Source organism: Buttiauxella noackiae, from assembly GCF_000737905.1.
GTDB lineage: Bacteria > Pseudomonadota > Gammaproteobacteria > Enterobacterales > Enterobacteriaceae > Buttiauxella > Buttiauxella noackiae.
This window is the reverse complement of the sequence record NZ_JPRU01000002.1, coordinates 1,044,928-1,070,975: the sequence shown is the minus strand read 5'-3', so window position 1 is coordinate 1,070,975 and position 26,048 is coordinate 1,044,928. Positions and strand designations below refer to the sequence as shown.

Sequence of the window (26,048 nt, the reverse complement as noted above, 5' to 3'; positions counted from 1 at the left end):
ACTATGGAATTTATCCGCTTTATTATTGATTTTATTTTGCACATTGATGTGCATTTAGCGGAGTTGGTTGCGCAGTATGGTGTCTGGGTTTATGCCATTCTGTTTTTGATTCTGTTTTGTGAAACGGGTCTGGTGGTTACACCGTTCCTGCCGGGCGATTCGCTGCTGTTTGTTGCAGGCGCACTTGCGGCACTGCCAACTAACGATCTTAACGTTCATACCATGGTGATTTTAATGATCATCGCGGCAATTGTTGGCGATGCGGTGAACTACACTATTGGGCGGCTGTTTGGTGAAAAGCTGTTCAGTAACCCGAATTCAAAAATCTTCCGCCGTAGTTATCTTGATAAAACACACGCTTTTTACGAGCGTCATGGTGGAAAAACGATTATCCTCGCGCGCTTCGTACCGATTGTGCGAACTTTCGCACCGTTTGTCGCCGGGATGGGGCATATGTCCTATCGCCATTTTGCGATGTATAACGTTGCCGGTGCGTTGCTGTGGGTATTGTTATTTACCTACGCAGGCTACCTGTTCGGCGATTTGCCGATTGTGCAGGAAAACCTGAAATTACTGATTGTGGCGATTATCGTGTTGTCGGTCCTGCCTGGTGTGGTTGAAATTATTCGCCACAAACGTGCGGCCAAACGCCTGCAAAAGTAACTCCATCGCGCGGTTCGACCACTTTTTTATCCAAAGTCGCGGGCCGTTATGTTTTAATGAGCACCATTTATGGTCTGGGGCAGGTATTACTGCCACAGAAAAACTGGCATCGACCAGGTTCAAGCAGAAAGGTCATCAATGAGCTGGATTGAACGAATTCTCAATAAGAGCAATATCACCCCTACCCGTAAGGCGAGTATCCCTGAAGGGGTGTGGACGAAGTGCGACAGTTGTGGCCAGGTTTTGTACCGTGCCGAACTGGAACGCAATCTTGAAGTCTGCCCAAAATGCGATCACCACATGCGTATGTCTGCGCGCGATCGTCTGCATAGCCTGTTAGATGAAGGTTCGCTGTTTGAATTGGGTAGTGAGCTTGAGCCAAAAGATATTCTCAAGTTTAAAGACTCTAAAAAATACAAAGACCGCCTGGCATCAGCTCAGAAAGAAACTGGCGAGAAAGATGCACTGGTAGTGATGAAAGGCACGCTTTATAACATGCCTGTTGTTGCTGTCGCGTTTGAGTTTGCCTTTATGGGCGGCTCTATGGGTTCTGTTGTCGGTGCACGTTTTGTTCGTGCAGTAGAACAGGCTCTGGAAGATAACTGCCCGCTGATCTGTTTCTCCGCTTCCGGTGGCGCACGTATGCAAGAAGCACTGATGTCGCTGATGCAGATGGCGAAAACCAGTGCGGCGCTGGCAAAAATGCAGGAACGCGGTCTGCCGTATATTTCGGTTCTGACTGACCCAACTATGGGCGGCGTGTCTGCTAGCTTCGCTATGTTAGGCGATCTCAACGTCGCTGAGCCAAAAGCATTGATCGGCTTTGCGGGTCCTCGTGTTATCGAACAGACCGTGCGCGAAAAACTGCCGCCGGGCTTCCAGCGCAGTGAGTTCCTGATCGAAAAAGGGGCGATCGACATGATCGTCCGCCGTCCAGAAATGCGCCTGAAACTGGCAAGCGTTCTGGCAAAACTGACAAATCAGCCAGCGCCTAATCCGGAAGCGCCGCGCGAACCCATTGTGGTTCCGGCCGCACCGGAAGAAGGTCACCAGGCCTGATTGTTAACAAGGGCAGGCCGAACAGGTCCTGCCCTTTTTCTTGAACCGTAGATTGAACCGTAGATAGAGCGGGCATCATGGAAAAAATTCAAACTCCTCAAGCCACGTCGCCTCTGGCCACGTGGCTTTGTTATCTGGAAAATCTCCATTCTAAAACCATTGAGCTTGGCCTTGACCGTGTTAAAAAAGTTGCTGCTACGCTTGATGTGCTAAAACCGGCACCAACGGTGTTTACTGTTGCCGGGACAAACGGCAAAGGCACGACTTGTCGCACTCTGGAAAAGGTGTTGATGGCGGCAGGATATAGTGTTGGTGTCTACAGTTCACCGCATCTGGTGCGTTACACCGAGCGCGTGCGCATACAAAGTGAAGAGCTGGATGAGACATACCACACGGCGGCATTTGCACAAATTGAAACCGCGCGTGGCGAAACATCACTAACCTATTTTGAATACAGCACGCTGTCAGCGCTGTTGTTGTTTAAGCAACTGGCTGTGGACGTGGTGATTCTTGAAGTCGGCCTGGGTGGCCGCCTGGATGCGACCAATATTGTCGATGCCGATGTGGCAGTTGTCACCAGTATCGCCCTTGATCACACTGACTGGCTGGGGCCAGATCGTGAAAGTATCGGACGTGAAAAAGCAGGAGTCTTCCGTGGTGGTAAACCTGCTGTGGTGGGCGAGCCAGATATGCCACACACTATTGCTGATGTGGCGGCTGAAAAGGGCGCTCGTCTGCTGCGCCGTGACGTCGACTGGTCTTATGAGGTTGGTGAGAGCAGTTGGAGCTTTAAAGATGCTCTGGGTGAACTCCATGGCTTGCCGTTGCCACTAGTCCCGCAGCCGAATGCCGCAACCGCGCTGGCCGCATTGCGTGTAAGCCAGCTAACTGTCAGTAATGAAGCTATTATTCAAGGGATTAAACAGGCGACGTTACCGGGCCGTTTCCAGATTATTTCGCAGGCACCGTTGGTTATTCTCGATGTGGCGCATAATCCCCATGCGGCAGCCTATCTTGCCGGACGTCTGGCGCAGCTACCTAAGCGTGGGCGTGTACTGGCGGTTATTGGCATGCTGCACGACAAAGACATCGCCGGTACGCTGGCAAATTTGTCGCCTCAAGTTGATAGCTGGTATTGTGCTCCTCTGGAAGGGCCGCGCGGTGCGAGTGCTGAACAGTTGATTGAGCATCTGGGCCAGGGTGAGGTCTACGGCACAGTGACGCAGGCCTGGAATGCTGCGATGAGTGCGGCAACAGAGGATGATACCGTGCTGGTGTGTGGTTCATTTCATACAGTAGCCCACGTAATGGAAGCGCTGGACGCGGAGAAAACAGGTGGCGAGTAAGTTTCAAAATCGATTAGTCGGAACCATTATTCTGGTCGCACTGGGGGTCATTATCCTGCCAGGGCTACTTGATGGTCAGAAAAAGCATTATCAGGATGAATTTGCAGCTATTCCTCTGGTTCCAAAACCAGGGGATACCGCTGAGCCGGATATGTTGCCGGTGGCAACGCAGGCACTCCCTTCTCAACCACCTGAGGGTGCAGCAGAAGAGGTGAGAGCGGGTACGGCAGCGGCACCAGGATTAGATATTGCCTCACTGCCGAGTGATGGTGGTGCGGGTATTGATGAAGTTCCAGTCGCCCGTGCTCAACCAAAACCGCAACCTGTCGTTGAGAAACCGAAACCTAAGCAGGTCGAGAAACCGCAGAGCAAAGCTGAGATTGATCAAACGGCAGAACGCCTGGCGATGATGAACGAAGAACCGCCAGAGCCTGAAAAACCCGCGAAGCAGGAAACAGCGGAGAAAGCACCAACCGGGCAAGCTTATGTTGTACAGCTCGGTGCGTTGAAGAATGCCGACAAAGTGAATGAAATTGTTGGTAAACTACGCGGTGCCGGGTTCCGTGTTTATACCTCACCGTCTACGCCAGTGCAGGGTAAAGTTACCCGTATTCTGGTGGGGCCAGATGCTTCAAAAGACAAATTGAAATCGTCTTTGGGCGAGCTGAGTACCATCTCCGGGCTCAACGGTGTTGTGATGAATTATACGGCGAGATAATTTTTCTGAAGTTGATTGAACTGTAGGGCTGGTAAACGAAGTGTCATCCGCCAGAGAGGGTTCTCGCAGGCGGATGTCGCGGTACAAATCTACCTTACAAATTCATAAGAAATCTTCAGTGAAGCCCCGGCACAAGGGCAAATTCTTAATGGCGTTGAGCATTTTTTCAACGCCATTATTTATTTACGCGAGGGAAGGAAATCCCTACGCAAACGTTTTCTTTTTCTGTTAGAATGCGCCCCGAACTGGACGTCAGGGCGATTTGTCGTGAGATTTGTTCATGGTCTGGATAGATTACGCCATTATTGCAGTCATCGGTTTTTCAGCTCTGATTAGTGTTATTCGTGGGTTTGTGCGTGAAGCGTTATCGCTGGTGACCTGGGGTTGTGCTTTCTTTGTCGCCAGTCATTACTACACTTACCTGTCAGTCTGGTTCACAGGCTTTGAAGACGAACTGGTACGTAATGGAATAGCTATCGCGATACTATTTATCGCGACACTCATTGTTGGTGCGATAGTCAATTATGTGATTAGCGCACTGGTTGAGAAAACCGGCCTGTCGGGTACAGACAGGGTGTTGGGGATCTGTTTCGGTGCTTTACGTGGAGCATTGATCGTCGCCGCCATTCTGTTCTTTCTTGATACGTTTACTGGTTTTTCGAAGAGTGACGACTGGCAAAAGTCGCAGCTTATCCCGCAATTCAGTTTCATCATCAGATGGTTCTTTGACTATCTGCAAAGCTCGTCAAGTTTCTTGCCTCGGCCTTAGGGCGGAGGTTATGGCTTAGAGTCTGATTTTTCTGGCTGTTTTATTTTCAAATAACGCCAGAAAAACAGACTCACGATGAGGAAAAGACAACATGTGCGGTATTGTCGGTATCGCCGGTTTCATGCCGGTAAACCAGTCTATCTATGATGCGTTAACGGTGCTTCAGCATCGTGGGCAAGATGCCGCAGGCATCGTCACCATTGATGCTTTAAACTGTTTTCGTCTGCGTAAAGCTAATGGACTGGTGAGTGATGTATTTGGTGCCATTCACATGCAACGCTTACAAGGAAACATGGGCATTGGTCATGTGCGATACCCTACAGCGGGTAGTTCCAGTGCTTCTGAAGCCCAGCCTTTCTATGTTAACTCTCCATATGGCATTACCCTTGCACACAACGGTAACCTCACTAACGCCCACGAACTGCGCCAGAAGCTGTTCGAAGAAAAGCGTCGTCACATTAACACCACTTCCGATTCTGAAATCCTGCTGAATATTTTCGCCAGCGAGCTGGATAATTTCCGCAACTATCCGCTAGAGGCTGACAATATTTTTGCAGCTATTGCTGCAACTAACCGTCAGATTCGTGGTGCTTACGCATGTGTGGCGATGATTATCGGCCACGGTATGGTTGCGTTCCGCGATCCAAACGGCATCCGCCCACTCGTCATGGGCAAGCGTGATTTGAACGATGGTCGCACTGAATATATGGTGGCTTCCGAAAGCGTGGCGCTTGATACTCTGGGCTTCGAATTCCTGCGTGATATCGCACCCGGCGAAGCGGTTTACATCACTGAGAAAGGGCAGTTATTTACCCGCCAGTGTGCCGACAACCCAACCAGCAACCCTTGTCTATTCGAATACGTCTACTTCGCGCGCCCGGACTCCTTTATCGATAAGATTTCCGTTTACAGCGCACGCGTTGAGATGGGTAAAAAACTCGGTGAGAAAATTGCCCGCGAGTGGGAAGATTTGGATATCGATGTGGTTATCCCTATTCCAGAAACATCCTGCGATATCGCGCTGGAAATCGCCCGCATTCTTGACAAGCCATATCGCCAGGGCTTCGTGAAGAACCGCTACGTTGGCCGTACCTTTATCATGCCGGGCCAGCAACTGCGTCGTAAGTCTGTGCGTCGTAAACTCAATGCTAACCGTGCTGAGTTCCGCGATAAGAACGTGCTGCTGGTGGATGACTCTATCGTTCGTGGCACCACTTCTGAGCAGATTATCGAAATGGCACGTGAAGCGGGTGCGAAAAAAGTCTATCTCGCTTCTGCAGCACCAGAAATTCGCTTCCCGAACGTTTACGGTATCGACATGCCAAGCGCAAACGAACTGATTGCTCACGGCCGCGAGGTTGACGAGATCCGCCAGTTAATCGGTGCTGATGGTTTGATTTTCCAGGATCTGGACGATCTGATTGAAGCTGTTCGCGTTGAGAACCCGGACATTACGCAGTTTGAATGCTCGGTGTTTAACGGTATCTACGTGACCAAAGACGTGGACCACGAATACCTTGAGTATCTTGAGTCCCTGCGTAATGACGATTCGAAAGCTATCCAGCGTCAAAACGAAGTGGAAAACTTAGAGATGCACAACGAGGGTTAAAGCCATCCTCACCTTAACCCTCTCCTCGAAGGAGAGGGTTACCATTTCTTGCATCCCTGCCCATCTTGCGGCAAAGTCAGCCCAGATAAACTCCTTGGGCGAACTAAAATATGAAACGGTTAATTGTTGGGATTTCAGGTGCCAGTGGTGCAATCTACGGTGTGCGACTGCTTCAGGTACTGCAACAATTACCCGATATCGAAACTCATCTCATTCTGAGTAATGCAGCTCGCCAGACCCTTGCCTTAGAAACCGATATTTCCCTGCGCGAAGTTCAGGCTCTGGCTGATGTGGTTCACGACGCCCGTGATATCGCCGCCAGCCTCTCCTCAGGCTCTTTTAAGACGCACGGCATGGTGATATTGCCTTGTTCAATTAAAACCCTTTCAGGAATTGTCCACAGCTATACCGATGGCCTGCTGACGCGTGCGGCAGATGTGGTGCTAAAAGAGCGTCGCCCGTTGGTGCTTTGTGTGCGCGAAACACCGCTGCATCTTGGCCATTTACGTTTAATGACCCAGGCCGCCGAATTGGGTGCGGTGATCATGCCGCCAATGCCGGCCTTTTATCATCGTCCGCAAAGCGTGCAGGACATCATCGACCAGACGGTCAACCGGGTACTCGATCAGTTTGATATTGAGCTGCCACAGGACTTGTTCACCCGCTGGAACGGCGCATAAATATTGCGCCAGTGTGGTGCATCACAAAACCCTTCGCCTCAAAATGGGGCGATTTTGTAACCTCGATCACTTCCAGAACATTTATCCGCTATTTTCCACCGTTAATGCTTTTCCCTCATACCAGACCTGCTATCTTTCATTCTTGTGACAGAGTTGTAACTTTTATTTAACACAAAACCGCACACTTTCTCTCACGCAAGAAAAAGTGGCATGGGAACTGCAACTCTGGTCTGCAACACAAAAAAACACAACACGACGTTACACATAATAAGATCCGCCACCTTGAGGGTTATGTATGAAAAAGCAAGTTCTCGCTCTGTCATTACTGCTTGGCCTGAGTGCCACCGCAAGTGTTTTCGCAGCTATTCCGCAGAGCATTCGTCTTGGTACGGACACTACATATGCACCGTTCTCATCTAAAGACGCGAAAGGGGATTTTGTTGGTTTCGATATCGATCTCGGCAATGAGTTGTGTAAACGCATCAATACTAAATGTACATGGGTAGGAAGCGACTTTGATGCGTTAATTCCATCACTTAAAGCGAAGAAAATCGACGGCATCATCTCTTCGCTTTCCATCACCGAAAAGCGCCAGAAAGAGATTGCCTTCTCTGACAAGCTTTATGCTGCGGATTCACGCCTGATTGCTGTTAAAGGATCTCCAATTCAGCCGACTCTTGATTCGCTCAAAGGCAAGCACATTGGTGTGTTGCAAGGCTCTACCCAAGAAGCATATGCCAACGCTGAATGGCGTAGTAAAGGTATCGATGTGGTGCCTTACGCTAATCAGGATCTGATCTATTCTGACCTGGCGGCTGGTCGCCTTGATGCAGCATTTCAGGATGAAACCGCTGCCAGCGAAGGCTTCCTGAAACTGCCTGCGGGCAAAGGCTATCAGTTTGCTGGCCCATCAGTGAAAAACAAACAGTACTTTGGTGATGGCACCGGTATTGGCTTGCGTAAAGACGACGTGGAGCTGAAAGCGGCCTTTGATAAAGCGCTGGCAGAAATGCGTAAAGATGGAACTTACGACAAATTTGCTAAGAAGTACTTCGATTTTAATGTTTACGGTGAATAACCTTATCCCGTAGTCTGTAGCCCGGTTGTGGCTTCATGGCCGGGCTGAATAGAATTGCAATCTAACCCGAAGTTGTTTGCACTCCATTAGTGCAAATTATTGCCGATGCACCAAAATGATGTTTTACTTGCATCCTATTGGTGCGACGTGCTTTTCAAGTGAAAGTTGTCCTGAAACAGGGCGCGCCATCCGCTTGAAAAAACACTATATTGGTGTGCATAAATTGGCATGAAACATGCAATTTTATCCGGTTAAAAAGCAATCGCGCAAAATATACGGTCTACTCGAGGATAATTATGAACAAGCAGATCATCGCTCTTTCTTTGGTACTGGCATTTTCCAGTGTTTCCACAGCTTTCGCCGCAATTCCTAAGAATGTACGTATTGGTACTGACCCAACTTATGCGCCGTTTGAGTCGAAAAACGCTCAAGGGGAATTAGTCGGTTTTGATATTGATTTGGCAAAAGAACTCTGCAAACGCATCGAAACTAACTGTACCTTCGTGGAAAACCCACTGGATGCGTTGATCCCCTCGTTGAAAGCGAAAAAAATTGACGCGATTATGTCGTCACTTTCCATTACAGAAAAACGCCAGCAAGAAATCGCCTTCACTGACAAACTATACGCCGCAGATTCCCGCTTAGTGGTCGCGAAAGGTTCCCCTATTCAACCAACCCTTCAGTCTCTGAAAGGTAAGCGTGTCGGTGTTCTGCAAGGCACCACGCAAGAAACCTACGGTAATGAGCACTGGGCGCCAAAAGGCATCGAAATTGTCTCTTATCAAGGCCAGGATTCTATTTACGCTGACCTGACGGCAGGCCGAATTGACGCCGCATTCCAGGATGAAGTAGCTGCGAGCGAAGGCTTCCTGAAACAACCCGTTGGCGCCAATTACCAGTTCGGTGGCCCGTCTGTTAAAGACGACAAACTATTTGGCGTTGGCACCGGTATGGGGCTGCGCAAAGATGATACTGAGCTGCGTGAAGCACTGAACAAAGCATTTGCGGAAATGCGCAAAGACGGAACTTATGAGAAGTTAGCGAAGAAATACTTCGACTTCGATGTTTACGGTGGTTAACAGTCACCAGTGGTTAAACCTGCCCTATGTGGGCAGGTTAAGTTTGTGCAGACACTGACGACAGGATACGCACCATGCTGTACGGTTTTTCAGAAGTCATTTTTAAAGGGGCTGTCGTCACGCTGGAACTGGCGCTAAGCTCCGTTATCCTCGCCGTTATTATTGGCCTGGCGGGAGCTGGTGCTAAGTTATCCAAAAATCGCCCGTTAGCTATGTTGTTTGAAGGCTACACCACGTTAATTCGTGGCGTGCCTGATCTGGTGCTGATGCTGCTGATTTTCTATGGCCTGCAAATGGCGCTCAATGCGTTAACCGACTCGCTTGGGGTTGCTCAGTTTGATATCGACCCCATGGTTGCCGGTATTATTACGCTTGGTTTTATCTACGGTGCCTATTTTACCGAAACTTTCCGCGGTGCTTTTATGGCTGTTCCGAGAGGACACATTGAAGCTGCAACCGCCTTTGGTTTCACCGGCTCACAAACGTTCCGTCGAATTCTCTTCCCGGCCATGATGCGCTATGCGCTACCTGGGATTGGTAATAACTGGCAGGTTATTTTAAAAGCGACCGCGCTTGTATCTTTGTTAGGTCTGGAAGATGTGGTGAAAGCAACGCAACTTGCTGGGAAAAGTACCTGGCAGCCATTCTACTTTGCGATTGTCGCCGGGATCATTTACCTCTTCTTTACTACGGTATCGAATGGAGTGCTGCTCTGGCTTGAACGCCGTTACTCGGTTGGCGTGAAGAGGGCCGAGCTATGATCGAAATTATTCAGGAATACTGGAAAGCATTGCTGTGGACCGATGGCTATCGGTTTACCGGCGTTGCCATTACGATGTGGTTGCTGATTTCATCCGTGGTGATGGGCGGGATTCTGGCGCTGTTTTTGGCCATTGGCCGCGTATCGAGCAACAAATTTATCGCATTCCCAATCTGGCTGTTTACCTACATTTTCCGTGGCACACCGCTGTATGTGCAGCTGCTGGTGTTCTACTCAGGCATGTACACGCTGGAAGTAGTGAAGGGTACGGTACTGCTTAATGAGTTTTTCCGCAGTGGCCTGAACTGTACGGTGCTGGCGCTAACGTTGAATACGTGCGCATACACGACTGAGATCTTTGCCGGTGCGATCCGTGCTGTGCCGCATGGTGAAATTGAAGCTGGGCGCGCTTATGGCTTCTCACCATTCAAAATGTATCGCTGCATTATTTTGCCATCGGCGCTGCGTATCGCATTGCCTGCGTATAGCAATGAAGTGATTTTGATGCTGCACTCGACCGCGCTGGCATTTACCGCCACGGTGCCGGATCTGCTGAAAATCGCCCGTGACATTAACTCCGCAACCTACCAGCCGTTTACTGCTTTTGGGATTGCTGCGGTGCTGTACCTGTGTATTTCTTATGTGCTGATTAGATTGTTCCGCAAGGCTGAGCAACGCTGGTTGCAGCATATTAAACCAAGCTCAACATATTGAGTGTTCAACGATGACTGATAAAAAATTAAGCGTTACCGACCTGCACAAGCGCTACGGCCAACATGAAGTGCTCAAAGGTGTCTCTTTACAGGCTAATGCTGGTGATGTGATAAGCATCATTGGTTCATCGGGCTCAGGCAAAAGTACCTTTTTGCGCTGTATTAACTTCCTCGAAAAACCGAGTGAAGGGACGATTGTCGTTAATAACCAGAACATTAATCTGGTGCGCGACACCGACGGGCAGTTGAAAGTTGCCGATAAAAATCAGCTTCGCTTACTACGTACTCGTCTGACGATGGTGTTCCAGCATTTCAACTTGTGGAGCCACATGACGGTGCTGGAAAACGTTATGGAAGCGCCGATTCAAGTGCTTGGTTTGAGCAAGCAAGAAGCGAAAGAGCGTGCAATTAAGTATCTGGCGAAAGTCGGCATTGACGAGCGTCAGCAGATTAAATACCCGGTGCATTTGTCTGGTGGTCAGCAGCAGCGTGTCTCTATCGCCCGTGCACTGGCGATGGAACCTGAAGTGTTACTGTTCGATGAACCGACTTCCGCGCTTGACCCTGAACTGGTAGGCGAAGTACTGCGTATCATGCAGAAACTGGCCGAAGAGGGGAAAACGATGGTAGTGGTAACGCATGAGATGGATTTTGCGCGCCACGTTTCAAACCATGTGATTTTCCTGCATCAAGGTTTAATCGAAGAAGAAGGGACGCCGGAAGAGTTGTTTGGTAATCCGAAAAGCGCCCGTTTGCAGCAGTTCTTGTCAGGCTCGTTGAAGTAATACTGGAAGTCCCGCCATTTCGGCGGGACTTGAATGTTAACGCACCACATCTCCCAGCGCTTCTTCCAGATCATACCAACGGAAGCCAAACCCGGATTCTTCAAGCCGCTTTGGCAAAGCACGTTGCCCCCCTAATACCAGCACCGAAGATTCACCCATCATCGTCCTGACCACCATTGCCGGGGCGCGCATAAACGCCGGGCGATTTAGCACATGGCCAAGCGCGTGGGAGAACTGTTCATTGCGGACCGGGTAGGGCGAAACCATGTTAAACGGCCCGCGCAGATCGTTATCCAGCAGCCAGAGAATGCCATTCACCATATCGTCGATATGAATCCACGCCAGATATTGCCGCCCATCACCCATCGGCCCGCCCAAGCCTAGTCGGAATATCGGCAACAGTTTTGCCAGAATCCCGCCTTTAGGTGCCAGCACCACACCGGTACGCAGCAGGCAGACGCGGGTATGCTCGCTCTGTGCTCCACAGGCAATTTGCTCCCAACGGGCGCATAGCTTATGGGTAAATTCATTGTGTGGCGGTTCATCTTCGTTGACGACCACTTCACCGAGGTCGCCGTAATATCCGGCGGCTGAGCCAGAGATAAACACTGCAGGCGGTTGCTGGCTTGCTTTAAACATCTCAACCAGGCGTTCGGTGATTTGCCAGCGGCTTTGGCATAAGCGCTGCTTTTGCGACTCGCTCCAGCGTTTATCGGCAATGGGTTCACCCGCAAGATTAATTACCGCACCAAACCCATCAAGATTTCGATGGTCGTTCAGCCCTTTCCAGAATTCGACTTTGGGGTCAAAAAGCGTACGTGCTTTGTCGGGGTTTCTGGTGACGACCGTGACATCGTGCCCTAATTCCAGCAAGCGTGGTACCAGATGGCTGCCAATCAGGCCGGTTCCGCCGGTGATCAGTATCTGCATGCTCGTCTCCAGTTGTTTGCGCTTACTTGCGCCAACTCATGGTCATTGATACCGAGTCGGCATAGCGAAGCGCGTGAAGTTTATCGATCTCTACTTCAGCATAAGATACCCACGGATGATCGCATGCGATGTCGAGCACATCCTGAGTTAATTTTTCCAATAATGAGAAGCGATGATTCTCTACCAACTGAATGATTTGTTTAGTGATAGTGCGGTAATTCAGCGCATCGTTGATATCTTCGCTGGCGCGGGCTTTGTCCGCCGGGTAATGAATAACGACGTTAATGACAATGTCCTGGCGATTGGCAATTTCTTCTTCCTTGATACCAATGAAGGTGCGAAGGCGTAAGTTTTTGATTCGAATGATTGCGTCTGGTTGTTGGGTCATTGCAGGTGTGCTCCATTTAGTTATTTTCCTTCTCAGACTATACCCAAATTAGATGAGGAAAAAAATTGCGTGCCTTATCGGGCGCGCAGGGTTTAGTTTTGCTGCGCTTTCTCATAGGCACGTTCAGTTGCCGGGCGAGATCGGATTCGCTCAAACCAATTTTGAACGGCAGGGAAGTGCGCCAGGTTTATACGTTGGCGCTCATGGGAAACCGTCCATGGATAAGTCGCAATATCTGCAATGCTGTATTCGTTACCGCCCAGCCATGGAGTTTTCTCAAGCTGCTTATTCAGAACGCCGTACAAGCGTTGGGTCTCAACCTGGTAACGCTCAATGGCATAGGGTACGGGCTGTGGTGCGAAGTGGTTAAAATGATGATTCTGCCCGAGCATTGGGCCAAAGCCACCCACTTGCCAAAACAGCCATTGCAATGTGTGAGCGCGTTCGCGCAGATCTTTGCTTAATAATTCGTTGGTCTTTTCTGCTAAATACAGCAGGATCTCACCGGACTCAAACAAGCTCAGCGGACCGCCGCCATCAATGGGATGGTGGTCGATGATCGCTGGGATTTTATTATTCGGGGAAATCGCTAAAAAGGCAGGCTGAAACTGATCTCCTTTGCCAATATCAATACGATGAATGGCGTAGTCCAGGCCCGTCTCTTCCAGAAACAGCGTGATTTTGTGGCCGTTTGGCGTCGGTGCGTAGTAGAGGTCAATCATGGTGTTCCCATCCTGATGTCAGTATTTTTCTTAAACCTATGGAGTATAGACTTTTTGAAAAAAGTGCTTCGTAGATGAGGTTTGCTCAGGTGACAGTTGCCATGTTCCGCTATATGTTCAATAGCCTGGAAACGAAATCAAGGGGGATATTATGAGCCAGCCGACAATAAAACTTTGGTCCGATGCGAATTTTTTTAGCCCGTACGTGATGTCTGTTTACGTTGCACTAAAAGAGAAAGGCCTGAACTTTAACCTGCAAACAATTGATCTGAATAGTGGGCAAAACCTGCAACCTGGCTGGAAAGGCTATGATCTGACGCGCCGCGTTCCCGCTATAGAAGTCGATGATTTTCTACTGAGTGAATCCTCTGCCATTACTGAATATCTTGAAGAGCGTTTTGCTCCACCAACCTGGGAACGGATTTATCCGCATGATTTGGAAAAACGTGCCCGGGCACGACAAATTCAGGCCTGGATTCGCAGCGATTTAATGCCGATTCGTGAAGAGCGTTCAACCGATGTGGTTTTCGCTGGCGTGAAGAAAGCACCGCTGACAGACAAAGGGCAATATGCGGCTCAAAAACTTATAACGGCGGTAGAAAACTTGCTGCCTGTCGGCCAGCAAAATCTTTTCGGCGAATGGTCCATTGCCGATACCGATCTGGCGTTGATGCTTAATCGTTTAATTCTCAATGGTGATGAAGTTCCTGAGCGGCTCGAAGAGTATGCCGCCTTCCAGTGGCAGAGGGCATCAGTGCAGCGTTTTCTGGCACTTTCCGCAAAGCATTCTGGCTGATTAGCCTCATAATTCGCTATGATAATTCTGCTTACCATTAACAGGATCAGGACTTTATGAAGCTGATGTTTGCCTCGGATATTCACGGTTCGTTACCCGCAACTGAGCAGGTGCTGGTGCATTTTGAGCGCAGTGGTGCTAACTGGTTGATATTACTGGGTGATGTGCTGAATCACGGGCCGCGAAATGCGCTGCCGGTGGGCTACAATCCAGGTGCTGTTGCTGAGCGCTTTAACAGTATTGCAGAGAGAATTATTGCGGTACGTGGCAATTGTGACAGCGAAGTCGACCAGATGCTGCTCCATTTCCCAATTACTGCACCGTGGCAACAAATATTGATGGCGGACCAACGTTTATTTGTGACGCATGGTCATCTGTATAACCCTGAAAAATTGCCGCCACTGCTAGAAAATGACGTGCTGGTTTTTGGCCATACGCATTTGCCACTGGCTGAAAAGCAAGACACGGTCTATCTCTTTAATCCAGGCTCGGTGAGCATACCTAAAGGCGGGTTTGAGCCGAGTTACGGCATGCTAAATGATGGTGTTCTGAGCGTTCACGCACTGAATAACGATGGGGTTATTGCGCAGGTGAGAATTACCCCGTAACTTACCGCTTGTTAGACGAATCACGCGCCAAAGAGCGCCCTATATAAGGTTTCCCCAATGGCGGAACAGAGTCATTTTGTTGGCATGGAATGGGTTGATATTGTCAATGAAGACAATGAAGTAATCGCACAAGCAAGCCGCGAGCAAATGCGCGCTCAGCGTTTGCGCCATCGCGCGACTTATATCGTTGTGCATGACGGTATGGGTAAGATTTTGGTGCAGCGTCGTACTGAAACCAAAGATTTTATGCCAGGCATGCTGGATGCCACTGCAGGCGGTGTAGTTCAGGCAGATGAACAGTTGCTGGACTCAGCACGTCGCGAGGCAGAAGAGGAGTTGGGTATTGCCGGTGTACCTTTTGCCGAGCACGGTCAGTTCTATTTTGAGGATACTAACTGTCGCGTATGGGGAAGCCTGTTTAGCTGCGTTTCTCATGGCCCGTTTGCGTTGCAGGAAGAAGAGGTCAGCGAAGTGTGCTGGATGTCGCCAGAAGAGATTACAGCCCGCTGTGACGACTTTACGCCGGACTCTCTAAAAGCACTGGCGCTGTGGATGACCCGCAACGCTAAAAATGAATCCCAGCATGTAATTGCTGAGTGATTTATTTCTGATTTTATTCTGCAATTCCCCCGGAGATAAATTCCGGGGTGAATGCAAATGTAGAAAAATGGACATTAAATTAATCATCAAAATAGTTATTATGATTAATGCGACATGTGACTCTTCAATAAACTAAAATATTTTATTTGCATTAATCACACTCTTTAATTTCTGGACGGCAACGTTCACGTCTTTTGTCGCATAGCTAAAATAATCCAGATGAATGATTTTATTTTTATCAAACTTCCGAGAGGCGAACATTAGCTTCAAACCCGGAATGGCAAGGATGATATCGAATCCTTGCTCCTGGATTTCTTTAGCATCGGAATAGGTTGTATCTTTTTCGATTAACCATGGTAGTCCAAGGCTTTCAACACGAGTTCGCAATAAAGCGATGTACTCATCTTCATCAACGATGACATGCGATAGCGCATTGCTCTGTATCATGATTGGGTTAAAACATCTCGAAAAACTGGGCGAACAAACCACACAAATCTATGTTATTTCTCTTTTGTTTATCATCTAAGTATATTCTTGATTTAATTAGTCGGTGAACATCCAGATAGCAAACTTTTGGATGTTTTTGAGTGTCAAAAAAATACCAATTATAAAAAATGAAGCGATAAATGTTAGCTCTGGATTCTCGATGCCCGGTTTGAAGGAATACCAACCTGAAAATGTTAATTGTGTAATCATATAGGTTAGGTATGCCAATATATAATTATTTACGATCCTGTTTCTCATTGTTGTCATATCCATTTTTAATCAATAGCAGCGGAGAGGTTTTTGTATTTTGTGAACGATAGTGAAATAGCCCTTTAAAAGGCCCTATCATTATTGCTTATGCAAGAAGTGCCCTTACAATATCCATATTATAAAAGTGGATAAATAGTGTGAATATGTAATTTTTTGTAAATCTGCGCCCGCTAAAACATAATGATGAGAGTTTCACGCGCTGTGTGGGTAGGAAAAACCATAAAAAAAGGCCGCTATTTAGCGGCCTTTTTGCATCTCAGAAGAACTTAGTCTTGTTGAGAAGACTGAATCGCAGTCAGAGCGATGGTGTAAACGATATCGTCTACCAGTGCGCCACGAGACAGGTCGTTAACTGGTTTACGCATACCTTGCAGCATTGGCCCGATGGAGATCAGGTCTGCTGAGCGCTGTACCGCTTTATAGGTGGTGTTACCGGTGTTCAGGTCTGGGAAGATGAACACGGTAGCGCGACCTGCAACCGGTGAGTTTGGCGCTTTGGATTTAGCAACGTCAGCCATAACCGCGGCGTCGTACTGCAACGGACCGTCGATGACCAGGTCAGGACGTTTTTCTTGAGCAATACGTGTAGCTTCACGTACTTTCTCAACATCACTACCTGCACCAGAAGTACCGGTGGAGTAGGACAGCATTGCAACGCGTGGGTCGATACCGAACGCAGCAGCGGAATCAGCAGACTGAATTGCGATTTCTGCCAGTTGCTCAGCAGTTGGATCCGGGTTGATCGCGCAGTCGCCGTAAACATAAACTTGTTCAGGCAGCAGCATGAAGAACACAGAAGAAACCAAAGAGCTGCCTGGTGCAGTTTTGATCAGCTGCAACGGTGGACGAATGGTGTTCGCGGTGGTGTGAACAGCACCGGAAACCAGACCGTCAACTTCATCTTGCTCAAGCATCAAAGTACCCAGCACAACGTTGTCTTCCAGTTGCTCACGCGCAACGGCTTCGGTCATGCCTTTGCTCTTACGCAGCTCAACCAGACGTGCAACGTAGCTCTCGCGAACCACTTCAGGGTCAACGATTTCGATGCCAGCGCTCAGCTCAACGCCTTGTGCAGCAGCAACACGGGTGATTTCATCCGGGTTACCCAACAGTACGCAAGTTGCGATACCGCGTTCAGCACAGATAGATGCTGCTTTCACGGTACGTGGCTCTTCGCCTTCTGGCAGAACAACACGTTTGCCGGCTTTACGTGCCAGCTCAGTGAGCTGATAACGGAATGCTGGAGGAGACAGGCGACGGCTGCGCTCAGAAGTTGCAGTCAGGGACTCGATCCAGTTTGCATCGATGTGGCTTGCCACATATTCCTGCACTTTCTCGATACGCTGATGGTCGTCAGTTGGGACTTCCAGATTAAAGCTTTGTAGGCTCAGGGAAGTCTGCCAGGTGTTAGTGTCAACCATGAACAGTGGCAGACCGGTGGCGAACGCACGCTCACACAGTTTGCTCACGCGTGGGTCCATTTCGTAACCGCCGGTCAGCAGAACTGCACCGATGTCCACACCATTCATCGCAGCCAGACACGCTGCAACCAGCACGTCCGGACGGTCTGCTGAAGTCACCAGCAAAGAACCTGGACGGAAGTGTTCCAGCATGTGCGGAATGCTGCGCGCACAGAAGGTCACAGACTTCACGCGACGAGTTTTGATGTCGCCTTCGTTGATGATGGTTGCGTTCAGGTGACGCGCCATATCAATTGCACGAGTGGCGATCAGATCAAAGCTCCATGGCACACAGCCCAGAACTGGCAGCGGGCTGTCAGCGAACAGTGCTTTAGGATCGATATTAGCGATGCTCGCTTTAGTGGAGTCATCAAAAATCTCGGACAGGTCTGGACGAGTACGGCCCTGCTCATCAACTGGGGCGTTCAGTTTGTTAATGATTACGCCAGTGATGTTGGTGTTCTTGCTGCCGCCGAAGCTGCTACGTGCCAGCTCGATGCGTTCTTTCATCTGCTCTGGGGAGTTGTTGCCCAGGGACATAACGAAGACGATTTCAGCATTCAGCGTTTTTGCGATTTCGTAGTTCAGAGACTGCGCAAACTGGTGCTTGCGAGTAGGAACCAGACCTTCAACCAGAATCACTTCAGCATCTTTGCTGCTAGCGTGGAAGTTGGCGATGATCTCTTCCATCAGCACGTCTTGTTGGTTGCTCGACAGCAGCGACTCAACGTGATTCATATGCAGTGGTTCAGCCGTTGGGATGCTGGAGTTAGCACGCACAATGCTGGTGGTTTGATCTGGAGTATCGTCACCGGTACGCGGTTGGGCGATAGGTTTGAAAACGCTAAGGCGAACGCCTTTTTGTTCCATAGCACGGATAACACCAAGGCTGACGCTGGTCAGGCCGACGCTGGTTCCGGTAGGGATCAACATAATAGTACGGGACACGGTATAACCTCTTTGTTGCACAAGCGGGGCTTGTGAGACTCAGAAAACAACACCGCCAGCGAAGGCTGGCGGTAAGGAGAATCAAGCTGTCAGGCGAGATGCATCCTGAGCGATAACCAGTTCTTCGTTGGTCGGAATGACCATCGCAGGAACGGTACCCTCTTTGTTGATGTAGCCTGATTTGCCGAAACGAGCAGCCAGGTTGCGTTCGTGGTCAACTTCAAAGCCCAGAACACCCAGTTTGCCCAGAGACAGTTCACGTACCATTGCAGCGTTTTCACCGATACCACCAGTGAACACAACGCCGTCCAGACGACCGTCCATCAGTGCAGTGTAAGAACCGATGTACTTCGCCAGACGATGGCAGAACACATCCATTGCACGTTTAGCATCTTCTTTAGTCGCGTAGTTGTCTTCAACATAACGGCAGTCGCTGGTGACTTCAGTCAGACCCAACAGGCCAGACTCTTTAGTCAGCATTTTGTTGATGTCGTCAACGCTCATGCCCAGGGAGTCATGCAGGTGGAAGATGATAGCTGGATCGATGTCACCAGAACGGGTACCCATGACCAGGCCTTCCAGCGGCGTCAGACCCATAGAGGTGTCAACACACTTGCCGTTACGGATTGCAGAAACAGAACCGCCGTTGCCCAGGTGGCAAGTGATGATGTTCACTTCTTCCACTGGCTTGTTCAGCATTTTCGCGGCTTCTTGAGTCACATAGAAGTGGCTGGTGCCGTGTGCGCCGTAGCGACGAACGCCGTGCTCTTTGTACAGTTTGTACGGCAGAGCATAAAGATAAGATTCTTCTGGCATGGTCTGATGGAAAGCGGTGTCAAACACAGCTACGTTTTTGTCAGCCAGTTTAGGGAAGGATTTTAGTGCTTCCGCGATACCGATCAGGTGCGCTGGGTTATGCAGCGGTGCAAAAGATGCGGTATCTTTGATACCCTGAATCACGGTCTCGTCGATAACGACGGAGCTGGTGTACTTCTCGCCGCCGTGAACAACACGGTGGCCGATAGCAGTCAGCTGCTCGGACAATTCAGGTTTTTGTGCCAGAATGGTATTAACCATAAAGTTAAGAGCTTCGCTGTGAGCGGCGCCTGCACCCAAAGCCGCTTCTTGTTTACCGCCATCCATTTTCCACTTGATACGTGCTTCAGGAAGATGGAAACATTCGGCTAAACCAGAAAGGTACTCGTCACCGTTTACTGCATCAATGATTGCAAATTTCAGTGAAGAGCTACCGCAGTTCAGAACCAGTACTAACTTACTCGACATGGAAGTACCTACTATTAATATGTGGCTAAAAAAACGTCAGTTAGTCTCTCAGCGTAGCGCATGATGAGACAGACATTTATGATTAACGTCATGCCAGAAGCGTTTTTTTGGCATGACGAATAAATACTCTAGAGTTTACGCCATGTTGCGCGTTTTTTCGGCAACGGCTGACTGAGCAAAAAATTGACAACCTGCGGTTTCCCTTCTACGGCCATCAAGGCCGGCACAGGATACCCGATTGCAGCAGCTAAAGACAAAAGATTTTGAACCATGTAATTTAGAGTTGTTGTTTTGCACAAAAATTTTATTTTTTATATGTGAAGTTGAGGTAAAGCCATGTCGACACCCCTAAATAGCCACGCCAGCTGGTTTAGCATGTTCAGCCGTGGGCAACACTATTCTAAGACCTGGCCTGTCGATAAACGCCTCGCGCCAGTCTTTATAGAAAATCGTGTTATCCGAGCTACACGTTTTGCCATCCGCTTTATGCCACCACTTGCTGTGTTTACGCTCACCTGGCAGATTGCCCTTGGCGGCCAACTTGGCCCAGCGGTCGCAACCGCGTTATTCGCCTGTAGCTTACCAATGCAAGGTTTATGGTGGCTGGGTAAGCGCTCAGTTACGCCACTGCCGCCGACCATTTTGAGTTGGTTCTACGAAGTGCGTGGCAAATTACAGGAAGCAGGGCAGGCGCTAACACCGATTGAAGGTAAGCCAGACTACCAGGCGCTCGCTGAAGTACTGAAACGTGCGTTTAAGCAGTTGGATAAAACTTTTCTCGATGATTTGTAAAATCCCTGCCGTTACGCATATATAGAAGGATATTTTTTCGCAGGAGTGATTCTGCGCAACAGGAGCTAAGAAATGGAAATGACTAACGCCCAGCGTCTGATTTTATCTAATCAGTACAAAATGATGACCATGCTCGATCCAGACAACGCCGAGCGTTATCGTCGCCTGCAAACGATCATTGAGCGCGGTTACGGCCTGCAAATGCGCGAACTGGATCGTGAGTTCGGTGAGTTGACGGAAGAAACTTGCCGCACTGTCATCGACATTATGGAAATGTACCACGCGCTGCACGTCTCCTGGACGAACCTGAAGGATAACCAGGAAATTGACGAGCGCCGTGTCACATTCCTCGGCTTCGATGCGGCAACTGAAGCCCGGTTCCTGGGATATGTACGGTTCATGGTGAATATTGAAGGCCGTTACGCGCATTTTGACGCGGGCACTCATGGCTTTAACGCGCAGACCCCAATGTGGGAAAAATATCAGCGTATGCTGAAAGTGTGGCAGTCCTGCCCACGTCAGTATCATTTAAGTGTGAACGAGATCGCGCAGATTATTAATGCCTGAGGGGAGACGCGTCGTGAAGTGCAAAGGTTTCTTGTTTGATTTGGATGGGACTTTGGTTGACTCCCTGCCAGCTGTCGAGCGTGCATGGATTAACTGGGCTAAGCGTTTCGATATTTCCCCGCAAGAAGTACTCGATTTTATTCATGGTAAGCAGGCGATAACGTCGCTGCGTCATTTTATGGCGGATGCTTCTGAGGAGGAGATTCAAAAAGAGTTTTTACGTCTTGAAAAAATCGAATCTGAAGACACCGACGGTATTGTGGCATTGCCAGGGGCTGTGGAGTTGTTAACTCATCTGAACGAAGCGGGTATTCCATGGGCTATAGTGACCTCTGGTTCATTACCTGTGGCTTCAGCTCGTCGTGCTGCAGGCGGATTGCCAGAGCCTGAAGTGCTTGTTACTGCTGAACGTGTTGCCCGAGGGAAACCTGAACCGGATGCTTACTTACTTGGTGCGCAATTATTAGGTTTCGAGCCTGAGGAATGCGTGGTCGTGGAAGACGCACCTGCGGGTGTGCTTTCTGGCCTTGCTGCAGGTTGCCATGTTATCGCGGTCAATGCACCGGCCGATACGCCACGGCTTGAGCATGTCGACTATGCTCTGTATTCGTTGACTGAGCTTCTGGTTCAGAAGCTGCCAGATGGTACAGTTGAAGTACTGAGAAAACACTAAACACATGATTTAGCCCCGCGATAGTGGGGCTTTTTTATGGCATGATTTTATACCCATCATCCTTCAAGCTGCACGGGTGCTAGCTGCAACTTGAGTACTAAGGGTATAACCCTGAGACAACTGCATAAGGATTTGTTTTGAACTCAGAACTCATTTGGGTTTTATCACTATTAGCGATTGCGGTGGTGTTATTCGCCACTGGAAAAGTACGTATGGATGCGGTCGCTTTATTTGTCATTATTGCTTTTGTCCTCAGTGGCACACTCACTCTCAGCGAGGCCTTCTCAGGCTTTAGCGATCCCAACGTTATCCTCATTGCTGCACTCTTCATTATTGGTGACGGTCTTGTGCGCACCGGTGTTGCCACAAAAATGGGTTCCTGGCTGGTGGATGTTGCAGGCAGCAGTGAAACCAAAATGCTGGTTTTACTGATGCTCACCGTGGCAGGGCTTGGCGCATTTATGAGTTCTACAGGAGTGGTGGCGATATTTATTCCCGTGGTACTCAGCGTTTCCATGCGTATGAAAACGTCGCCATCGCGCTTAATGATGCCGCTCAGTTTTGCCGGGTTGATTAGCGGCATGATGACACTGGTCGCAACACCACCCAATATGGTCGTAAATAGCGAATTGCTGCGCGAAGGGTTGCAGGGGTTCCATTTCTTTAGCGTAACCCCAATTGGCCTGGTGATTTTGTTGTTGGGTATTGGTTACATGCTGATTGCACGCTTTGCACTAAAAGGGCAGAACAAAGACGTTGGCAAGCAAGATTGGCGTCGTCGTACTTTTCGTGACCTGATTAAAGATTATCGCCTGACTGGCCGTGCGCGTCGCCTCGCAATCCGTCCGGGTTCACCGATGGTGGGCCGACGTTTAGATGATTTAAAACTGCGTGAGCGTTATGGTGCCAACGTCATCGGCCTTGAGCGCTGGCGCAAATTCCGCCGGGTTATCGTTAATGTCACTGGCGTTACTGAATTTCGCGCACGCGATGTACTGTTGATTGATATGTCTGCTTCTGAAGTCGATCTGCGCGAGTTTTGTAGCGAGCAGATGCTTGAGCCAATGATTCTGCGCGGCGAGTATTTCTCGGACCAGGCGCTGGACGTAGGTATGGCCGAAGTTTCGTTGATCCCCGATTCCGAGCTGATAGGGCAGACATTGCGCGAGATAGGCTTTCGTACCCGCTACGGCCTAAATGTTGTTGGGCTGCGTCGTAATGGCGAGGCGATGGAAGGGCTGTTGGTCGATGAGGCTCTACAGCTTGGCGATATCTTACTGGTTGTTGGTGACTGGAAACTGATTAGTCAGTTGCAGCAAAAAGGCCGCGATTTCCTGGTACTCAATTTGCCAGTGGAAGAAGGGGAAGCCTCTCCTGCACATAGTCAGGCACCACATGCGATCTTCTGTCTGGCATTGATGGTTGCCTTGATGCTGACCGATGAGATTCCTAACCCAATCGCTGCGATTATTGCCTGTTTGCTAATGGGGAAATTCCGTTGTATCGACATGGAAAGCGCCTATAAAGCGGTGCACTGGCCAAGCATTATCTTGATTGTTGGCATGATGCCGTTTGCTCTTGCGCTCCAAAAAACGGGTGGTGTGGATTTGATTGTAAACGGGTTAATGAATCTGGGTGGCGGCTATGGCCCACACATGATGTTGATTTGCCTGTTCGTGATGTGTGCCGCGATTGGCTTGTTTATTTCAAATACGGCGACTGCGGTGTTAATGGCGCCTATTGCGTTGGCTGCGGCAAAATCGATGGGTGTTTCCCCTTATCCCTTTGCAATGATCGTCGCACTTGCCGCCTCTGCTGCCTTTATGACACCGGTATCATCGCCGGTTAATACGCTGGTTCTGGGGCCTGGAAATTATAAGTTCAGCGATTTTGTGAAGATGGGTGTGCCGTTTACCGTGATTGTGATGGTGGTTAGTGTAGTGATGGTGCCGATGTTGTTTCCGTTTTAGTGTTTAAACGTCGGATGGCGCTTCGCTTATCCGACCTACAAAGACGATGTAGGATGGATAAGCGAAGCGCCATTCGCCAGATTAAAGCGGAGAATCCTGGCTAATCTCATCGAGCGACAGTTGAAAACTCGGCACAAACACAGTCATGAAATAGTCCATTTCTTCGCTATGGCGGTCTGCCAGCGTTTTCTCTAAACGGCCTTTCGCCAGTAAAAACTCATTGTTCCCAGCAGAAAGTTCTTCCAGGCATTTCAGATAGGCACACAACGCATCTGCCTGTTTAACAATGGCTCTTTCTTCATCGCTGCTTTGATGTTCATCAATAAGCGGTGCCCAGATATCACGCAAATCTTCCGGCACCATGTCGATGAGTTTTTGCTGCGCGATCTTCTCAATGGCTTTGTATTCGTGAGCAATTTGCGTGTTGAAATACTTCACAGGTGTTGGTAAATCCCCGGTCAGCACCTCACTGGCATCGTGATACATCGCAAGCAGAGCGACATGTTCGGCGTTAATTTGCCCGTTAAATTTACGATTCTTAATCACGGCCAATGCATGCGCGACCATTGCAACTTGCAGGCTATGCTCCGAAACATTTTCGGTACGCACATTACGCATCAGCGGCCAACGATTGATTAATTTCAGGCGTGAAAGGTGGGCAAAGAAATGGCTTTGGCTCATAGATACACTCGGTACGTAAGCAAAGAAAACCATTGTGCGGGGAGTTGGGGGAAGATGCAAACATCTCCCCCGTGAGAATTATTGGTGGTAATGACTGAGGAAACGACCAAATTTATTAATAGCCATTTCCAGCTCATCTACGCGCGGTAAGGTCACGATACGTACGTGATCAGGCCACGGCCAGTTAAATGCTGTTCCTTGAACCAAAAGCACTTTTTCTTGCAATAAGAAATCCAGCACCATTTTTTGGTCATCGTGGATGTTAAAACGTTTTGCATCGATTTTCGGGAACATATAGAGCGCGCCCTGAGGTTTCACACATGAAACACCCGGAATATCGTTAATCAACTCCCACGCGCGGTTACGCTGTTCATACAGACGCCCGCCTGGTGCTATAAATTCACTGATACTCTGATAGCCGCCAAGTGCAGTCTGAATCGCATGCTGAGCAGGTACGTTTGCGCATAAACGCATTGACGCAAGCATCTCCAGCCCTTCGATATAACCTTTAGCATGCTTCTTCGGCCCATTAAGAACCATCCAGCCCTGACGGAACCCGGCAACACGATAAGTTTTGGACAGACCATTAAAGGTAACTGTCAGCAGATCTGGAGCCAGTGCCGCAATTGAATGGTGTTGTGCCGCGTCGTACAGAATTTTGTCGTAGATTTCATCAGCAAAAATAATCAAATTATGCTGACGCGCAATTTCTACAACTTCCAGCAACAACTCTTTAGAGTAAACCGCACCGGTTGGGTTGTTCGGGTTAATAATCACGATGCCGCGAGTACGTGGTGTGATTTTAGCGCGAATATCGTCAAGGTCCGGGAACCAGCCTGCCGACTCATCACACAAATAGTGAACAGCTTTACCACTCGAAAGCGAAACTGCCGCAGTCCACAGAGGGTAATCAGGGGCTGGTACTAGCATTTCATCGCCACTGTTCAGTAATGCTTGCATCGATTGAACAATCAGCTCAGAAACACCGTTGCCGATGTAAATATCTTCAACTGTCACGTCCCGCATTTCACGAGCCTGATAATGCTGCATGATGGCTTTACGTGCGGAGTAGAGTCCTTTCGAGTCGCAGTAACCCTGAGCAGTAGGCATATTACGAATCACATCGACAAGAATTTCATCCGGGGCATCAAAGCCAAATGGGGCGGGGTTGCCAATATTCAGCTTAAGGACTTTATTCCCTTCTTCTTCAAGGCGTTTCGCCTCTTTAAGTACTGGGCCACGAATGTCATAACAGACGTTATCAAGTTTGCTGGATTTTTCGATAGGGGACATGAACCTGACCTTAAATGTTAACGCCACTTCCTGCCGTGGAAGCGACCAGGCAACAAATGTACTCCTGCCACGTCCAGATTTGAAGGTAGTCTGAGCGCCAGACAGTAATTTATCTTTCAATTTAGGACTAAGCAGAAAAACCAATTGAATAGCTAATGATTGGTATAAAGTTTCGATTATTTGATTTAATCCAGATAAAAATATAAATAATTAACCATTTTGCAATTCCATTAACTACTGTGGTGCTTGTGTTGCAGTGAGTAATGCTGAGTGATTTGAGAATTAATTTGAGTGATAGTTAAGGAAAATTGAATGTTTATG

27 protein-coding genes are annotated in these 26,048 nt (G+C 49.0%); 19 read left to right on the top strand and 8 right to left on the bottom strand.

Annotated features, from left to right (window positions below; translation table 11 throughout):
- The first annotated feature begins 3 nt into the window (after positions 1 to 3).
- From IX31_RS13385 to hisP, 12 genes are all read left to right on the top strand, one after another.
- Complete coding sequence (locus IX31_RS13385) at positions 4 to 663, top strand: DedA family protein (protein WP_034458864.1); 660 nt, start codon at positions 4 to 6, stop codon at positions 661 to 663.
- 138 nt (positions 664 to 801) lie between these two features.
- Positions 802 to 1,722 carry an acetyl-CoA carboxylase, carboxyltransferase subunit beta gene (accD, locus tag IX31_RS13380; protein WP_034458861.1) on the top strand — a complete coding sequence of 307 codons (921 nt, stop codon included), beginning with the start codon at positions 802 to 804 and terminating at the stop codon, positions 1,720 to 1,722.
- A 77-nt stretch (positions 1,723 to 1,799) separates the two neighbouring features.
- A complete protein-coding gene (folC, locus tag IX31_RS13375; RefSeq protein ID WP_034458859.1) occupies positions 1,800 to 3,068 on the top strand; it encodes a bifunctional tetrahydrofolate synthase/dihydrofolate synthase in 1,269 nt (422 codons plus the stop codon).
- Positions 3,058 to 3,786 carry a cell division protein DedD gene (dedD, locus tag IX31_RS13370; RefSeq protein ID WP_034458858.1) on the top strand — a complete coding sequence of 243 codons (729 nt, stop codon included), beginning with the start codon at positions 3,058 to 3,060 and terminating at the stop codon, positions 3,784 to 3,786. Before folC ends, dedD begins: the two co-directional genes overlap by 11 nt.
- A gap of 280 nt (positions 3,787 to 4,066) precedes the next feature.
- Positions 4,067 to 4,555, top strand: a complete 489-nt coding sequence (cvpA, locus tag IX31_RS13365) for a colicin V production protein (protein WP_034458856.1) — start codon at positions 4,067 to 4,069, stop codon at positions 4,553 to 4,555.
- Between the two features lie 91 nt (positions 4,556 to 4,646).
- A complete protein-coding gene (gene purF / locus IX31_RS13360) occupies positions 4,647 to 6,164 on the top strand; it encodes an amidophosphoribosyltransferase (RefSeq protein ID WP_034458853.1) in 1,518 nt (505 codons plus the stop codon).
- 110 nt (positions 6,165 to 6,274) lie between these two features.
- On the top strand, positions 6,275 to 6,844 hold the full coding sequence (locus IX31_RS13355; RefSeq protein ID WP_034458851.1) for a UbiX family flavin prenyltransferase: 570 nt from the start codon (positions 6,275 to 6,277) through the stop codon (positions 6,842 to 6,844).
- A gap of 295 nt (positions 6,845 to 7,139) precedes the next feature.
- On the top strand, positions 7,140 to 7,922 hold the full coding sequence (argT, locus tag IX31_RS13350) for a lysine/arginine/ornithine ABC transporter substrate-binding protein ArgT (RefSeq protein ID WP_034458849.1): 783 nt from the start codon (positions 7,140 to 7,142) through the stop codon (positions 7,920 to 7,922).
- Positions 7,923 to 8,218: 296 nt separating this feature from the next.
- The gene (gene hisJ, locus IX31_RS13345) at positions 8,219 to 9,001 is read left to right on the top strand and encodes a histidine ABC transporter substrate-binding protein HisJ (protein WP_034458847.1); all 783 of its coding nucleotides are present in this window, start codon (positions 8,219 to 8,221) and stop codon (positions 8,999 to 9,001) included.
- A 74-nt stretch (positions 9,002 to 9,075) separates the two neighbouring features.
- The gene (locus IX31_RS13340; protein WP_034458845.1) at positions 9,076 to 9,762 is read left to right on the top strand and encodes a histidine ABC transporter permease HisQ; all 687 of its coding nucleotides are present in this window, start codon (positions 9,076 to 9,078) and stop codon (positions 9,760 to 9,762) included.
- Positions 9,759 to 10,475 carry an ABC transporter permease gene (locus IX31_RS13335; protein WP_034458843.1) on the top strand — a complete coding sequence of 239 codons (717 nt, stop codon included), beginning with the start codon at positions 9,759 to 9,761 and terminating at the stop codon, positions 10,473 to 10,475. Before IX31_RS13340 ends, IX31_RS13335 begins: the two co-directional genes overlap by 4 nt.
- Positions 10,476 to 10,485: 10 nt before the next feature.
- A complete protein-coding gene (hisP, locus tag IX31_RS13330; protein WP_034458841.1) occupies positions 10,486 to 11,259 on the top strand; it encodes a histidine ABC transporter ATP-binding protein HisP in 774 nt (257 codons plus the stop codon).
- A gap of 36 nt (positions 11,260 to 11,295) precedes the next feature.
- On the opposite strand, the gene IX31_RS13325 is transcribed toward hisP, so the two are convergent.
- The 3 genes from IX31_RS13325 to yfcG all read right to left on the bottom strand — a co-directional run bounded on the left by IX31_RS13325 (position 11,296) and on the right by yfcG (position 13,299).
- Positions 11,296 to 12,189, bottom strand: a complete 894-nt coding sequence (locus IX31_RS13325; protein ID WP_034458839.1) for a TIGR01777 family oxidoreductase — start codon at positions 12,187 to 12,189, stop codon at positions 11,296 to 11,298.
- Between the two features lie 22 nt (positions 12,190 to 12,211).
- The gene (gene folX / locus IX31_RS13320) at positions 12,212 to 12,577 is read right to left on the bottom strand and encodes a dihydroneopterin triphosphate 2'-epimerase (protein WP_034458837.1); all 366 of its coding nucleotides are present in this window, start codon (positions 12,575 to 12,577) and stop codon (positions 12,212 to 12,214) included.
- A 92-nt stretch (positions 12,578 to 12,669) separates the two neighbouring features.
- A complete protein-coding gene (gene yfcG / locus IX31_RS13315; RefSeq protein WP_034458835.1) occupies positions 12,670 to 13,299 on the bottom strand; it encodes a GSH-dependent disulfide bond oxidoreductase in 630 nt (209 codons plus the stop codon).
- Between the two features lie 151 nt (positions 13,300 to 13,450).
- On the opposite strand from yfcG, the gene yfcF reads away from it, so the two are divergent.
- The 3 genes from yfcF to yfcD are packed head-to-tail and all read left to right on the top strand — an operon-like array spanning position 13,451 to position 15,303.
- Positions 13,451 to 14,095 (top strand): glutathione transferase, encoded by a 645-nt coding sequence (gene yfcF / locus IX31_RS13310; RefSeq protein ID WP_034458833.1) that lies wholly within the window; start codon positions 13,451 to 13,453, stop codon positions 14,093 to 14,095.
- Between the two features lie 56 nt (positions 14,096 to 14,151).
- Positions 14,152 to 14,703 carry a phosphodiesterase gene (gene yfcE / locus IX31_RS13305; RefSeq protein ID WP_034458831.1) on the top strand — a complete coding sequence of 184 codons (552 nt, stop codon included), beginning with the start codon at positions 14,152 to 14,154 and terminating at the stop codon, positions 14,701 to 14,703.
- 57 nt (positions 14,704 to 14,760) lie between these two features.
- Positions 14,761 to 15,303 carry an NUDIX hydrolase YfcD gene (gene yfcD, locus IX31_RS13300; protein WP_034458829.1) on the top strand — a complete coding sequence of 181 codons (543 nt, stop codon included), beginning with the start codon at positions 14,761 to 14,763 and terminating at the stop codon, positions 15,301 to 15,303.
- 132 nt (positions 15,304 to 15,435) lie between these two features.
- Here the strand turns inward: yfcD and IX31_RS13295 are convergent, their stop codons facing one another.
- From IX31_RS13295 to ackA, 3 genes are all read right to left on the bottom strand, one after another.
- Positions 15,436 to 15,750 carry a hypothetical protein gene (locus IX31_RS13295; protein WP_034458827.1) on the bottom strand — a complete coding sequence of 105 codons (315 nt, stop codon included), beginning with the start codon at positions 15,748 to 15,750 and terminating at the stop codon, positions 15,436 to 15,438.
- Positions 15,751 to 16,325: 575 nt separating this feature from the next.
- Positions 16,326 to 18,467 carry a phosphate acetyltransferase gene (pta, locus tag IX31_RS13285; protein ID WP_034458824.1) on the bottom strand — a complete coding sequence of 714 codons (2,142 nt, stop codon included), beginning with the start codon at positions 18,465 to 18,467 and terminating at the stop codon, positions 16,326 to 16,328.
- Positions 18,468 to 18,548: 81 nt separating this feature from the next.
- A complete protein-coding gene (ackA, locus tag IX31_RS13280; RefSeq protein ID WP_034458822.1) occupies positions 18,549 to 19,751 on the bottom strand; it encodes an acetate kinase in 1,203 nt (400 codons plus the stop codon).
- Between the two features lie 336 nt (positions 19,752 to 20,087).
- On the opposite strand from ackA, the gene yfbV reads away from it, so the two are divergent.
- From yfbV to IX31_RS13260, 4 genes are all read left to right on the top strand, one after another.
- Positions 20,088 to 20,543, top strand: coding sequence for a terminus macrodomain insulation protein YfbV (gene yfbV / locus IX31_RS13275; protein WP_034458820.1), 456 nt, complete (start codon positions 20,088 to 20,090; stop codon positions 20,541 to 20,543).
- A 72-nt stretch (positions 20,544 to 20,615) separates the two neighbouring features.
- Positions 20,616 to 21,110, top strand: coding sequence for a YfbU family protein (locus tag IX31_RS13270; RefSeq protein ID WP_034458818.1), 495 nt, complete (start codon positions 20,616 to 20,618; stop codon positions 21,108 to 21,110).
- Complete coding sequence (locus IX31_RS13265; RefSeq protein WP_122974018.1) at positions 21,103 to 21,783, top strand: sugar phosphatase; 681 nt, start codon at positions 21,103 to 21,105, stop codon at positions 21,781 to 21,783. The genes IX31_RS13270 and IX31_RS13265 overlap by 8 nt, the downstream gene beginning before the upstream one ends.
- Before the next feature lie 137 nt (positions 21,784 to 21,920).
- The gene (locus IX31_RS13260) at positions 21,921 to 23,753 is read left to right on the top strand and encodes an SLC13 family permease (protein WP_034458814.1); all 1,833 of its coding nucleotides are present in this window, start codon (positions 21,921 to 21,923) and stop codon (positions 23,751 to 23,753) included.
- Positions 23,754 to 23,834: 81 nt separating this feature from the next.
- Here the strand turns inward: IX31_RS13260 and yfbR are convergent, their stop codons facing one another.
- Together yfbR and alaA are read right to left on the bottom strand one after the other, a co-directional pair.
- On the bottom strand, positions 23,835 to 24,434 hold the full coding sequence (yfbR, locus tag IX31_RS13255) for a 5'-deoxynucleotidase (protein ID WP_034458812.1): 600 nt from the start codon (positions 24,432 to 24,434) through the stop codon (positions 23,835 to 23,837).
- Between the two features lie 78 nt (positions 24,435 to 24,512).
- Positions 24,513 to 25,727 (bottom strand): alanine transaminase AlaA, encoded by a 1,215-nt coding sequence (gene alaA, locus IX31_RS13250; protein ID WP_034458810.1) that lies wholly within the window; start codon positions 25,725 to 25,727, stop codon positions 24,513 to 24,515.
- Positions 25,728 to 26,048 lie beyond the last annotated feature (321 nt).

Excerpts from the sequence above, each read along its gene's own strand:
- hisJ (WP_034458847.1), top strand. The coding sequence starts at position 8,219 with ATGAACAAGCAGATCATCGCTCTTTCTTTGGTACTGGCATTTTCCAGT.
- argT (WP_034458849.1), top strand. The coding sequence starts at position 7,140 with ATGAAAAAGCAAGTTCTCGCTCTGTCATTACTGCTTGGCCTGAGTGCC.
- IX31_RS13270 (WP_034458818.1), top strand. The coding sequence starts at position 20,616 with ATGGAAATGACTAACGCCCAGCGTCTGATTTTATCTAATCAGTACAAA.
- yfcF (WP_034458833.1), top strand. The coding sequence starts at position 13,451 with ATGAGCCAGCCGACAATAAAACTTTGGTCCGATGCGAATTTTTTTAGC.
- ackA (WP_034458822.1), bottom strand. The coding sequence starts at position 19,751 with ATGTCGAGTAAGTTAGTACTGGTTCTGAACTGCGGTAGCTCTTCACTG.
- IX31_RS13355 (WP_034458851.1), top strand. The coding sequence starts at position 6,275 with ATGAAACGGTTAATTGTTGGGATTTCAGGTGCCAGTGGTGCAATCTAC.
- folC (WP_034458859.1), top strand. The coding sequence starts at position 1,800 with ATGGAAAAAATTCAAACTCCTCAAGCCACGTCGCCTCTGGCCACGTGG.
- yfcG (WP_034458835.1), bottom strand. The coding sequence starts at position 13,299 with ATGATTGACCTCTACTACGCACCGACGCCAAACGGCCACAAAATCACG.
- cvpA (WP_034458856.1), top strand. The coding sequence starts at position 4,067 with ATGGTCTGGATAGATTACGCCATTATTGCAGTCATCGGTTTTTCAGCT.
- IX31_RS13265 (WP_122974018.1), top strand. The coding sequence starts at position 21,103 with ATGCCTGAGGGGAGACGCGTCGTGAAGTGCAAAGGTTTCTTGTTTGAT.
- accD (WP_034458861.1), top strand. The coding sequence starts at position 802 with ATGAGCTGGATTGAACGAATTCTCAATAAGAGCAATATCACCCCTACC.
- alaA (WP_034458810.1), bottom strand. The coding sequence starts at position 25,727 with ATGTCCCCTATCGAAAAATCCAGCAAACTTGATAACGTCTGTTATGAC.
- IX31_RS13335 (WP_034458843.1), top strand. The coding sequence starts at position 9,759 with ATGATCGAAATTATTCAGGAATACTGGAAAGCATTGCTGTGGACCGAT.
- hisP (WP_034458841.1), top strand. The coding sequence starts at position 10,486 with ATGACTGATAAAAAATTAAGCGTTACCGACCTGCACAAGCGCTACGGC.
- IX31_RS13295 (WP_034458827.1), bottom strand. The coding sequence starts at position 15,750 with ATGATACAGAGCAATGCGCTATCGCATGTCATCGTTGATGAAGATGAG.
- IX31_RS13385 (WP_034458864.1), top strand. The coding sequence starts at position 4 with ATGGAATTTATCCGCTTTATTATTGATTTTATTTTGCACATTGATGTG.
- IX31_RS13340 (WP_034458845.1), top strand. The coding sequence starts at position 9,076 with ATGCTGTACGGTTTTTCAGAAGTCATTTTTAAAGGGGCTGTCGTCACG.
- yfcE (WP_034458831.1), top strand. The coding sequence starts at position 14,152 with ATGAAGCTGATGTTTGCCTCGGATATTCACGGTTCGTTACCCGCAACT.
- yfcD (WP_034458829.1), top strand. The coding sequence starts at position 14,761 with ATGGCGGAACAGAGTCATTTTGTTGGCATGGAATGGGTTGATATTGTC.
- yfbV (WP_034458820.1), top strand. The coding sequence starts at position 20,088 with ATGTCGACACCCCTAAATAGCCACGCCAGCTGGTTTAGCATGTTCAGC.
- purF (WP_034458853.1), top strand. The coding sequence starts at position 4,647 with ATGTGCGGTATTGTCGGTATCGCCGGTTTCATGCCGGTAAACCAGTCT.
- yfbR (WP_034458812.1), bottom strand. The coding sequence starts at position 24,434 with ATGAGCCAAAGCCATTTCTTTGCCCACCTTTCACGCCTGAAATTAATC.
- folX (WP_034458837.1), bottom strand. The coding sequence starts at position 12,577 with ATGACCCAACAACCAGACGCAATCATTCGAATCAAAAACTTACGCCTT.
- IX31_RS13325 (WP_034458839.1), bottom strand. The coding sequence starts at position 12,189 with ATGCAGATACTGATCACCGGCGGAACCGGCCTGATTGGCAGCCATCTG.